The sequence below is a fragment of the Actinoplanes subglobosus genome (assembly GCF_042650585.1).
In the GTDB taxonomy this organism is placed as follows: Bacteria; Actinomycetota; Actinomycetes; order Mycobacteriales; family Micromonosporaceae; genus Actinoplanes; species Actinoplanes subglobosus.
The window spans coordinates 122876-134294 of record NZ_JBHSBL010000021.1 but is presented as its reverse complement, the minus strand read 5'-3'; the positions used below and the strand labels follow the sequence as shown (position 1 = coordinate 134294).

8 protein-coding genes are annotated in these 11419 nt (G+C 70.1%); 4 read left to right on the top strand and 4 right to left on the bottom strand.

Going from position 1 to position 11419, the window contains the following annotated elements:
- Position 1 precedes the first annotated feature (1 nt).
- Positions 2–724, top strand: coding sequence for an alpha/beta hydrolase (locus ACFO0C_RS32615; protein WP_378070585.1), 723 nt, complete (start codon positions 2–4; stop codon positions 722–724).
- A gap of 92 nt (positions 725–816) precedes the next feature.
- Here the strand turns inward: ACFO0C_RS32615 and ACFO0C_RS32610 are convergent, their stop codons facing one another.
- The 3 genes from ACFO0C_RS32610 to rfbB all read right to left on the bottom strand — a co-directional run bounded on the left by ACFO0C_RS32610 (position 817) and on the right by rfbB (position 3495).
- Positions 817–1575 (bottom strand): sulfite exporter TauE/SafE family protein, encoded by a 759-nt coding sequence (locus tag ACFO0C_RS32610; protein WP_378070584.1) that lies wholly within the window; start codon positions 1573–1575, stop codon positions 817–819.
- 97 nt (positions 1576–1672) lie between these two features.
- Positions 1673–2518 carry a dTDP-4-dehydrorhamnose reductase gene (gene rfbD / locus ACFO0C_RS32605; RefSeq protein WP_378070583.1) on the bottom strand — a complete coding sequence of 282 codons (846 nt, stop codon included), beginning with the start codon at positions 2516–2518 and terminating at the stop codon, positions 1673–1675.
- The gene (gene rfbB / locus ACFO0C_RS32600) at positions 2518–3495 is read right to left on the bottom strand and encodes a dTDP-glucose 4,6-dehydratase (RefSeq protein WP_378070582.1); all 978 of its coding nucleotides are present in this window, start codon (positions 3493–3495) and stop codon (positions 2518–2520) included. Before rfbB ends, rfbD begins: the two co-directional genes overlap by 1 nt.
- Positions 3496–3540: 45 nt before the next feature.
- Between rfbB and rfbA the strand changes: the two genes are divergently transcribed.
- The 3 genes from rfbA (at position 3541) to ACFO0C_RS32585 (ending at position 6749) form a co-directional block, all read left to right on the top strand.
- Positions 3541–4413, top strand: a complete 873-nt coding sequence (gene rfbA, locus ACFO0C_RS32595; protein WP_378070581.1) for a glucose-1-phosphate thymidylyltransferase RfbA — start codon at positions 3541–3543, stop codon at positions 4411–4413.
- A complete protein-coding gene (gene rfbC, locus ACFO0C_RS32590; protein WP_378070580.1) occupies positions 4410–5021 on the top strand; it encodes a dTDP-4-dehydrorhamnose 3,5-epimerase in 612 nt (203 codons plus the stop codon). Before rfbA ends, rfbC begins: the two co-directional genes overlap by 4 nt.
- Positions 5022–5270: 249 nt before the next feature.
- Entirely contained in the window at positions 5271–6749 is a 1479-nt protein-coding gene (locus tag ACFO0C_RS32585; RefSeq protein ID WP_378070579.1) for a sugar transferase, read from the top strand.
- A 277-nt stretch (positions 6750–7026) separates the two neighbouring features.
- On the opposite strand, the gene ACFO0C_RS32580 is transcribed toward ACFO0C_RS32585, so the two are convergent.
- Complete coding sequence (locus ACFO0C_RS32580) at positions 7027–11406, bottom strand: DUF4082 domain-containing protein (RefSeq protein WP_378070578.1); 4380 nt, start codon at positions 11404–11406, stop codon at positions 7027–7029.
- Positions 11407–11419: the final 13 nt, after the last annotated feature.

The following is an 11419-nucleotide window of genomic DNA, read 5'->3' as shown; positions in this document are numbered from 1 at the left end:
CATGTCCGAACACCTTCCTCCGGCCGGCCTCAACGTCCGTGGCACCGTCGTCGTGCTGCCCGGCCGTGGCGAGAGCCCGCTGACCTACGCCCGTTTCGGCCGCCGCCTGGCCGCCGACGCCTACCACGTGCACGTCCTGCCGCCGGTCCCGATCGTGCCGGGCGGCCTGGCCGAGGCGCTGGACACGCTCGCCGCCGCGGTCCCGGCCGACGGTCCGGCACGACCGCTGGTGTTCGCCGGTTCCGACACCGGGGCCGCCCTGTTCGCGGCACTCGCCTCCGTCGCCCCGCCGGACGCCGTGGTACTGGCCGGGCTGCCCGGCCACGACCGGCGGCAGCAGGGGGAGTGGGAGGACGAGCTCGACGCCCGGTCCCACTGCCCGGTGCACCGTGGCGTGCTGAGCGACGACACGGCCGTGACCCGGGGAGCCCTCGCCGAGGCGGTGCCGGCCGATCTGCTCGACGCCGCCTACGGGAGTGCTTCGGACGTACCCCATCTGCTCCTGACGGGTGAAGCCGACCCGATCGCCGACCGTGAGGCGCTCGCCCGCCTCGCGAAATCGCTGCCCGTCGCGCGTCTGGCCACCGTGCGTGGCGCCCACCACGACGTGCTCAACGACGTCTCGCACCGCTCGGTCGCCGCCGAGATCGTGTCGTTCCTGGAGGCGGTCCGCGACGGCTCTCCGGTGCGCCCGTTCGTCCGGACCGACGCCGGCACCTGGTAAAGCCCTCCCCGGCTGAGCGCCAGCTGCGAAGATCCGGCTGGTTCTGACCGCTGTCTCGGGTCGTTTGAGGCAGCGGTCAGAACCAGCCGGATTCACGGGGTGGTCGCGTCGTGCCAGAGGTAGGCGGCCAGGCCGAGGGCGGCCAGGGCGATCACGATCCGCAGCGGGCGCTCCGGGGTGCGCCGGACCAGGGACGGGCCGATCCAGCTGCCGATCAGGCAGCCGAGGCCGAGCAGGGCCGCGGCGGTCCAGTGGACCGGGGCGATGACGGCGTAGAGGACCGCGGCGGCAGCGTTCGAGGCGCCCAGGACGACGCTCTTCACGGCGTTGCTGACCGCGAGCGGTTCCACCATCGACATCGACATGACGGCCAGCATCAGCACACCGGCGGCCGCGCCGAAATAGCCGCCGTAGATGCCGATCAGGAAGATCGCCAGGCCGATCGGTGGTTGCGCGAAGCGGGACCTCGGCCGGGTGTACCAGTCGCGTAGCCGGTCACGCAGCAGCAGGACCACCGCTGCCAGGGCGATCAGCACCGGAACGATCCGCTCGAACACCGCCGACGTGGTGTTCATCAGCAGAACCGCCCCGGCGGCCCCACCGAGGAGCGCGAACAGGCTCTGCCGCAGGATCCGGCGACCCTGCCCGCGCAGTTCCAGCCGGGAGCCGGCGGCCGAGCCCACACCACTGGCCAGGAGCCCGACCGAGTTCGTCACGTTGGCGGCGATCGGCGGGAGCCCGACGGCGAGCAACGTCGGATAGCTGATGAGGGAGGCCAGCCCGGCCATCGATCCGGTCAGTCCGGAACCGATGCCCCCGGCCACGAGCAGCGCCGCATGATCGAGTCGCACGGTCCGAGTCTTGTCGGAAACGTCCGGTGACTCCGGTGGATATCGGTGTCGTATTCGTCACGCGGGCCCGCCCGGCGATACCGGGCGGGCCGTACGCCTACGACAGGAAGAGCGGCATCGCCTTGGTCAGCATGCCGCGCCACTCCGGCAGCGGAGCGACGCCGGTGCCGGCCCAGCGGTCGTGACCGAGGACGCTGTACGCCGGGCGGCGGGCGGGCCGCGGGAACCTGTCGCTCGTGGTCGGGCGGACCCGGTCCGGGTCGAGGCCGGCCTCGATGAAGACGGCCCGGGCCAGCCCGAACCAGCTGGTCGAGCCGGCCGCGGTGCCGTGGTAGGCGCCGGGGACGGCCCGGCCGGCCACTGCGGCGTGCGACAGGTCGACCAGCAGCTGAGCCAGCGCGTAGGACCAGGTCGGCGGCCCCACCTGGTCGTCGACGACGTCGAGCGTGTCCCGGTCCTCGGCCAGCCGCAGCATGGTCCGGACGAAGTTGGGGCCGTGCTCGCCGTACAGCCAGGCGGTCCGGACGACGTAACCGCCGGCGTCCAGGACCGCCGTCTCGCCGACCGCCTTGCCCCGGCCGTAGGCGTTGAGCGGCGCGTGCGGCGTGTCCTCGGCGATCGGCGTGGTGGCGCCGCCGTCGAAGACGTAGTCGGTCGACACGTGGACGAGACGGCTGCCCGCCGCGGCGGCGAGGACGCTCACGCCGTGACCGTTGATCGCGGTGGCGGCCTCCTCCTCGGTCTCGGCGCCGTCGACGTTCGTCCAGGCGGCGGCGTTGAGCACGATGTCCGCACCGGCGACCGCGTCCCGCACCTGTGACTCCGAGGTGATGTCGAGATCACCCCGGGTGGCGGCGACCACATCGGTCTCACCGTGTTCGGCCAGGACAGTCCGCAGGTCCCGGCCGAGCATGCCGCCGGCCCCCGTGATGAGCCAGCGCATCAGAGGCCGGCCCGGGACTTCAGCGGCTCCCACCAGGCGCGGTTGTCGCGGTACCAGGCGACGGTCGCGGCCAGGCCCTCCTCGACGGTGACCTGCGGGGCGTACCCGAGCTCCTCGCTGATCTTGGTGATGTCCAGCGAGTAGCGGCGGTCGTGGCCCTTGCGGTCGGCGACCGGCCGCACCATGTCCCATCCGGCCCCGCACGCTTCGAGCAGGCGCTCGGTGAGCTCGCGGTTGGTCAGCTCGGTGCCGCCGCCGATGTTGTAGACCTCACCGGCCCGGCCCTTCTCGAGGACCGCCTGGATGCCCCGGCAGTGATCGGACACGTGCAGCCAGTCACGGATGTTGCCGCCGTCGCCGTAGAGCGGGATCTGCTTGCCGTCCATCAGGTTCGTCACGAAGAGCGGGATGACCTTCTCCGGGAACTGGTACTCACCGTAGTTGTTCGAGCACCGTGTGACGACGACGTCCATGCCGTGGGTGCGGTGTGCCGCGAGGGCCATCAGGTCGGAGCCGGCCTTGGAGGCGGCGTAGGGCGAGTTCGGTGCGAGCGGCCACGTCTCGGTCCACGAGCCCTCGTCGATCGAGCCGTACACCTCGTCGGTGGAGACGTGCACGAACCGCCCGACACCGGTCTCACGGGCCGCGTCGAGGAGCGCCTGGGTGCCCAGGACATTCGTTGTGACGAAGGGCATAGCGCCGGAAATGGAGCGGTCCACGTGTGATTCGGCCGCGAAATGCACCACGGCGTCGTGTCCCGGGAGTAGTTCCCGCAACAGGTCGGAATCGGAAATGTCGCCCTGGACGAAACGGAGTCGGGGATCGGACACCGGAAGGTTGTCACGATTTCCCGAATAGGACAACAGATCCAGAACGGTCACCGAGGCACCCGCCGCACCTGCGTACTCGTCCTGCAAGAGGGCCCTGACGTAGGCCGATCCGATGAACCCGGCACCACCGGTTACGAAAATCTGCACGGGTGGCGAGTGTAGACGTAGGCGGCGACTGTCTAGGGTCATCCGGTGCGCGGAATTCTGCTCGCCGGTGGTACCGGTTCCCGGCTCTGGCCGATCACCATGGCCATGTCCAAACAGCTCATGCCCATCTTCGACAAGCCGATGGTCTACTACCCGTTGACCACGCTGGTGTCGGCCGGGATCAGGGAGATCCTGGTGATCACCACCCCTGAGGACCAGCCTCACTTCGAGCGACTGCTCGGTGACGGAAGCCGGTTCGGGCTCGACCTTCGGTACGCTGTGCAACCGAAGCCTGACGGAATCGCCCAGGCGTTCCGGATCGGCGCCGACTTCATCGGTGACGAACCGGTCGCCCTGATCCTCGGTGACAACATCTTCCACGGGGTCGGTCTGGGTCGGCAGCTGTCACGGTTCGGTGACACTCCGGGAGGGCGGGTGTTCGCCTACCCGGTGGCGGACCCGGAGCGGTACGGCGTGGTCGAGTTCGACGAATCGGGCAAAGTTCTCTCCATCGAGGAGAAACCGGAACACCCGAAGTCGACGTACGTGGTCCCCGGTCTCTACTTCTACGACGCCGACGTGGTGAAGATCGCCGAGAATCTGGAGCCCAGTGCCCGCGGCGAACTGGAGATCACCGCCGTGAACGAGGAGTATCGACGCCAGGGGCGGCTCGAGGTGACGGTTCTCGACCGGGGCACCGTCTGGCTGGACACCGGGACGTTCCAGTCCATGGTCCAGGCCTCGGAGTACGTCCGGGTGATCGAGGAGCGGCAGGGTTTGAAGATCGGTTGTGTGGAGGAAGCGGCCTGGAGGCTCGGCTTCATCTCCGACGACGAGTTGCGTGAGCTGGCACAGCCGCTGCTGAAGAGTGGTTACGGGCAGTATCTGTTGCGTCTGCTGGACGGTGGTCTCCGGTGAAGATCCGCCCGCTGGGCATCGAGGGCGCCTTCGAGGTGACCCCGGTGCAGCACGGTGACGACCGTGGCCGGTTCATGGAGTGGTACCGGTTCGACGCGCTGGCCGAGGCGGTCGGGCACCGGCTCGACCTGGCTCAGGCCAACCTGTCGACGTCGGCGAAGGGTGTGGTGCGCGGCATTCATTTCGCCGACGTCCCGCCCGGGCAGGCCAAGTACGTGACATGTGTGTCGGGGGCGGTGCTCGACGTGATCGTCGACATCCGGCTCGGATCGCCCACGTTCGGTTCGTGGGAGGCGGTGCGTCTCGACGACGAGGACCGTAAGGCCGTCTACATCGCCGAGGGGCTGGGGCACGGGTTCTGCGCCCTGACCGAGGGCGCGACGGTGGCGTACCTGTGTTCCTCGACATACCGCCCTGGTCATGAACACGGAGTGCATCCGTTCGACCCCGAACTCGGCATTGCATGGCCGGTATCAGACCCCGTACTGTCCGGCAAGGATGCCGAGGCTCCGAGCCTCGCCGAAGCCGGCGCGAAAGGTTTGCTGCCGCGTTACGACGCTGTTCACAGCTTCGTCGAATCGTTGCGTCGGATTGACGACACTCGATAGGACTAGTCCGTTGACGGTCCTACTTGGACATTCGCGTCACTCCGGTTCCAGCATCATCCGAATCGCCATGGCTGTCGAACGGAAAGATGTAGCGCGATCGGGGTCGCATTGAGAGTCTGTCTCATGTGTCTCGGTGGTTTCCGTCATGGGGCGTTCGTGGTCGGGTGTGTCCGAGCACACCACAGATCTGGATCATCATGAGTCGGTCGCAGCCGATGTTGGGGGCCTGGCGTGCAGACAATTGAATCCGTGGAGACGGTCGACCTCGCGGCGACGGCCGCGCAGCTCAAGGCCAGATCCAGGGCGACCAAGGCTCGTGCCGGATGGCAGAGCCGCTATGCGTTGACCCTCTATCTCCTAGACTTCGTGGTCGGCCTCAGTGCGGCCTCGTGGGCGCTGCTGATCCGCTTCGGCAGCGAGGGCATCGCGCCGTATCAGCGTGACTACCTTCTGCTCACCCTGCTATTGCCGCTGGCCTGGATCGCGTGCCTCGCGTTCAACCGTGCGTATGAGCCTCGTCATCTCTTCGTAGGCACCGAGGAGTATGCGCGTGTATTCCGTGCGGGATTGGCGCTGACCGCCGGTCTCGCCATTGTCTCGTTCGCATTCGATCTGCGTCTGGCCCGCGGTTACGTCAGCATCGTGATGCCGTTGGCGATCCTCGTCGACCTGGGCGCACGGTACTTCTACCGTCAGCGTCTGCACCGGGCCTGGGCCCGCGGGCAGCGCCTGCACCGGGTGGTCCTGGTCGGTCACGAGCGGGCCGTCCTCGACATGACCCGCCGGCTCAGCCGGGAGCGTTACCACGGTCTCGGCGTCATCGGCGCGTGCCTGCCGCCCGGCCCGGCCCGGAGTCACGCCGTCACCGGCATGCCACCGATCTACGGCACGTTCGACGACGTCGCCACCGCGGTCGCACGGTCCGACGCCGACACCGTGATCGTGCTGTCCTGCCCCGAGATCGACGGCCCCGCGGTCCGGCGGCTGGCCTGGCAGCTGGAACGCGACGACATCGACCTGATCGTGGCGAGCACCCTGGTCGACGTCGCCGGCGACCGCACCACGATCCGCCCGGTCGACGGCCTGCCGATGCTGCACGTCGAGCACCCGCGCCTCAAGGGCAGCGCCCGCGTGGTCAAGGAGATCTTCGACCGGGTCGGCGCGATCATGCTGATCCTGCTGGCGTCGCCCGCCCTCGCGGTGGTCGCGCTGATGGTCAAGTACGGCAAGGGCGGCCGCGGCCCGGCGATCTTCACGCAGGAGCGGGTCGGCCGCGACGGCAAGCCGTTCACGCTCTACAAGTTCCGGACGATGACGGTCGACGCCGAGGCCCGGCTCTTCGAGCTCGGCAACCTCAACGAGACCGACGGCGCTCTGTTCAAGATGCGTGAGGACCCCCGGATCACCCCGGTCGGCAAGTGGCTTCGCCGCCTCAGCATCGACGAGCTGCCCCAGCTGATCAACGTGGTCAAGGGCGACATGTCGCTGGTCGGCCCGCGGCCGCCGCTGGCCAAGGAGGTCGCCGACTACCCGGCCGACATGCTGCGCCGCCTGGTCGTCAAGCCCGGCCTGACCGGCCTGTGGCAGGTCTCCGGCCGCTCCGACCTGTCCTGGGAGGAGTCGATCCGGCTCGACCTCACCTACGTCGAGAACTGGTCGCTCGCCATGGACCTGGCCATCCTCTTCCGCACGGTCAGCGCCGTCGTCCGCAGCTCGGGCGCCTACTGATCCTTCCTCTCACCGGTGACCCAGGGACGTCTCCCTGGGTCACCGTTCGTTGTCCGCTTCCTTCTCAACCCTTGCGGCGGTACGGCCACTCCGCACCACCCGACCGGGAGCGGGCCGTCCGTCCCGATCCTCACCGAAGCCCCCTGTCCTTCCCGTCCGGCCGTCACCATCGGCACCGGCGTTCAGGGCTTGAGGGTTTTCCGCAAAAGTACGGGGGAGAACGGGATCCGCCCCGGAACCCGCGTGAAGCGGGCGCCGGGGCGGCTGGGGGAGAGGGTTACTTCTCCGTCGGGTGGTGCAGCTCCTTGCCGTCCGAGGTGATGCTCACCCCGCGCAGGACCGGGCTTGCACCCCCGGCCGTCCGGGTCAGCTCCACCCGGTACTGCACGAACCGGGAGCCACCGGTGACCCGGCCACCCTGGCCGACCGCGGTCCAGCCGGTCCAGGAGCCGTCCGGTGTGGCCGTGCTGCCGGTGCGGACGAACACCTTCAGCTTCGCCCCGGCCGGCACAGCGCCCTGGTAGGTCAGCCGGTCCCAGTGGACCATCTGCTGAACGTCCATGACCCGGGACACCAGGTTCCCGGACCGGGCGGACCCGGCGAGCCGGACCCCGTCACCGGTGACCGTGACACCCGACTCCACGCCGGTCCGCAGCTGCGGCGCCGTGTAGTCGGCGACACCGACCGCCGACGAGACGAACGTCGCGGCCGGCTTGTCCAGCGCCGGCCAGGTCGAGGCGTTACCGGCCTCGTCCACGCTGCGCACCCGGTAGTAGTAGGTGCTCTGCGGCTCCAGGCGCGTCACCACGGCGCTGTGCCGGGTGCCGCTCTGTGTGCCGGGCCACCGGTCCAGCGCGTCCGGTGCGGCACCGACCAGCAGGGTCGCGGCCGCAGGCTCGCTGGTGCGCCACTGCACCTCGGCGGTGCCGTCGGCACGCGGCGTCACACTGACCGCCGACGCGCTGGGCGCCCGGCGGTCGGCGGCAGCCGTGGTGACCTTCTGCACCGGGCCGGTGGTGGTCCGGCCGTTCGGCGTGGTCACCTTCACCCGGTACCAGTACGTGGTGCCCGGGGTGAGGCCGGCGAGCCGGACGGTGCGCTTGCCGGTCTGGGCGGCGTCGACAGCCGTCCTGGTCAGCGCGGTGGCCGAGGTGCCGTACACGATCTCGGTCCGGGCCGCGAGGCTGCTGGCCACCGTGACCGACGCCGTCGTGCCACCGGTCTCCGCCGCCGCTGAGGCGGTGAGGGTCGCGGCGGCCGCGGTGGCGTACCCGGCCGTGTAGGCCCCCGACGCGGCGGTGAAGAACGCGTACTCGACGCCCTTGATCGTGGTCCGGGTGAACGGGACCGCGACGCCGGCACGGGTGAGGGTGGACAGCGTCCGGCCACCCGGTCCGGCGGCCGGCACCATGCCGGTGAGGCCGTTGGCGCCGGTGCCGACGTTGACCGAGAAGGTCAGGTTGTCGCCGGCCCACGCGATGTTCGAGTACGACGACGCGTTGCGCCCGTCCAGCCAGGTGAGCAGCTGGTGGCCGGTGATGATCGGCACGTTGCGGCTCAGCGCGGAGGCCAGGACCTGGTCACTGTCGTACGTGGTGGCCTGGTCGGTGTGCATGTTGGCGGTGAACGCGCCGTAGTAGCCCAGCGAGCCCAGCGCCGCGTCGAGCAGGGCGTTCGACGTGTACGGGTAGCTCTGCCCCGATTCGTCGGTCATCTGGGTGGCGGCCTGGTAGTTGTCGATGAGCGCGCCGTTGATGTCGGCGAACCGCATCGGCATGCCGGAGCCGGTCATGAACCCGGGACGGTCGGCGACCCAGGTGTCGGGCCAGTAGTAGTAGTTGGTGTCGAGCCGGATCCCGTTGGCCACCTCGGCGCTCGCCTGGGTGGACCAGTCCGACCAGACGATGCAGTGGGTGCGGTTGGTGTCCGGGGCGCGGACCGAGCCGTACTTGGACCGGAACGCGTCGAGCTGGTCGGTGAGGTTGGCGGCGATCGACGCGGCCGTGTAGTCGCTGCAGTTGGTGCTCAGGTGCAGGCCGACCTCGAAGCCACGCGACTGGTAGGTGCCCGCCGCGGTGTTGGTGAGCGGGGTGTTCGGGTAGACGTACGAGGTGAACCGCGGGCACTGCCAGTCGTCCACCACGCAGCCGGTCGCGCTGTTGGCGAGGTACTGGTCGAACCGCCCGGCGGTGCCGCCGGTGGCGTGGTCGTCACCGGTGGCGACCACGACCGCCTTGAGGCTGCGCGGGAAGTACCAGAACCGCGGCAGCGGCTTGCGGTCGGCGTTCATCGCCCCGATCAGGTTGGCGAGCAGGCGCTGCTGCTCGTCGGCCTGCGGGACGGCGACCTTGGTGAGGTCGACCCAGTCGGCGGACCCGGCTCCGAAGTACATGTCGTTGGAGCGGACCGGTGCCTTGCCGTCCCGGTTCTGCTTCTCCCAGGCCGGGTTGCCCTGACGGGTGTAGACCAGGGAGCGGGGCAGGTCGAAGGTGAACGCCGCGGCCTGACCGCCGGAGGTCCCGACGTCGGTCAGCGTGACCGCCGGGTTGGTGGTGGCCGCCGTCGCCGTGGAGTAGAGCGTGGCCACCGCCCGCGCACCGGCCAGGGTGTACCGGTCGGCCGTCGAGTGGTACTGGATGGTCTGGCCGGTGATGCCGGCGCCCGGCGAGGACGCCGTGTCGACCCGCAGGTACCCCTCGGCCAGGGTGCCGGTGGTGGAGGTCAGGCCGAGCAGGGCGGCCAGCTGCTTGTCGGGGCGGAACGTGATCAGGTTGCCGCCGCCGGTGACCCAGGTGGTGAACATGCTGACCTGAGCCGCGGTGAGCGGGGTCGAGCCCAGCAGCACCACGTCGTACTGACCGAGCATCGTGGCGGTGACCGCGGACAGGTCCACGGTGGCGAACTCGTTGAGGCCCTCGTTCCGTAGCACCTCGGCGGCGAACGAGGTGAACCCGCTGGCGCCGGAGACCGTCGACTTGATCACCAGAACCGGACCGCCGGGACCCTGGTCCGGCGGCGGGGGCGGGGGTGCCGCGGTGGTGAACGACCAGGTCACCGTGGTCATCACGTTGCCCGCGGCATCCCGGGCTCCGCTGACCGTTGCGGTGTAGGCAGTCGAGTACGACAGCGCCGCGGAGGGCGTGAAGATCGCGGTCGTGGTAGCACCGTCGTAGGTCGTGGTGCCGGCGACCGCCCCGGACGGGCCGGTCAGGGTCATGGCCGCCGCGGTGACCGGCTCGCTGAAGGTCGCGGTGACCGGACCCGAGGTCGCCACACCGGACGCGCCGGCCGACGGGGCCCGGCTGGACAGGATCGGCGCCGTGGTGTCCGCCGCGGTGGTGTCGAAGACGACGTCGACCCAGTAGTTGGTGGACTGGTAGGTGCTGCTGGGGAATCCGCTGGCGCCGTACCGGTAGACGCCGTTGCCGCCGTCCGTCCCGTTGGCGAGGGCGGTCAGCGGACCACGGGTCACCGCGGAGGCGAACCCGTTGCCGGTGACCGCGTAGCGGCCGACCGGCGCGTAGTAGGACGCGACGTACGTGGTGTTCGCGGCCACCGCGACCGGGCTGGTCAGGGTGGCGGTCTGCCAGCCGGTCGCGCTCTCGCCGGTGAACGTCACCGTGGCCAGCCGGGTGCCCCCGGTGTTCCAGAGCGAGCCGGTGTGCGTACCGGTGTTGCCGCTGCCCTTGTAGAACTTCAGGGCGGTGATGTAGCCGGCCGACGTGGTCCGGAACTTCACGCCCAGTTCGACGGCCGAGTTGTCGCTGGCGGCGGCCGTGGCCGGGGTGGCCGTCGACGCCCAGATCGTGCAGGGACAGCCGGATCCGCCGGCCGCCGCGGTCGTGAACGACCAGGAGAACGGGGTCATCAGGTTGCCGGCCGTGTCCCGGGCGCCGGAGACGGTCGCCGTGTAGCTGGTCGACGCGGCGAGCGAGCCCGGTGTGAACGTCACCGTGCGGGTGCCCGCGTTGTAGGCGGTGGTGCCGGTCGCCCCGGCCACCGTGAGGCTGACCGTGCCGGTCTGGATCGCCTCGCTGAGGACCGCGCTGACCGTGCTGGTGGTGGCCACCCCGGTGGCACCGGCCGCCGGGCTGTTGCTGGTGACCGTCGGCGGTGTGGTGTCGGGGGCGCTGGGGTTGAACACCACGTCCACCCAGTAGTTGGCGCCCTCCCACGTGTTGGTGGGGAAGCCCCCGCCGGAGCCGTACCGGTAGACGCCGTTACCGCCGTCCTCCCCGTCGCGCAGCGCCCGCAGCGGTGCGTTCTCGACGCCGGCCGAGGTGAACGCCCCGGTGTCGCCCGCGTAGCGCCCGACCGGCGCGTAGTAGGAGGCGACGTACGTGGTGTTCGCGCTGATCGTGATCGGCGTGGCGAACGTGGCGGTCTGCCAGCCGGTGGCGGTCTCGCCGGTGAAGGTGACGGTGCCCAGGTTGGTGCCGGCCGCGCTCCAGAGGTTGCCCACGTGGGTGCCGGAGTTACCGGTGCCCTTGTAGAACCGCACGCCGGTGACCTGGCCCGCGACGTCCGACCGGAACTTGACACCCACCTCGACGGCCGAGGTGTCCGAGTCGGCCGGGGTCCCCGGCACCGAGGTGCCGAAGATGGTGCAGGGGCAGGTGGCGGCCGAGGCCGCCGTCGGGGAGACGACGGCGACCATGGCTGCTACCAGG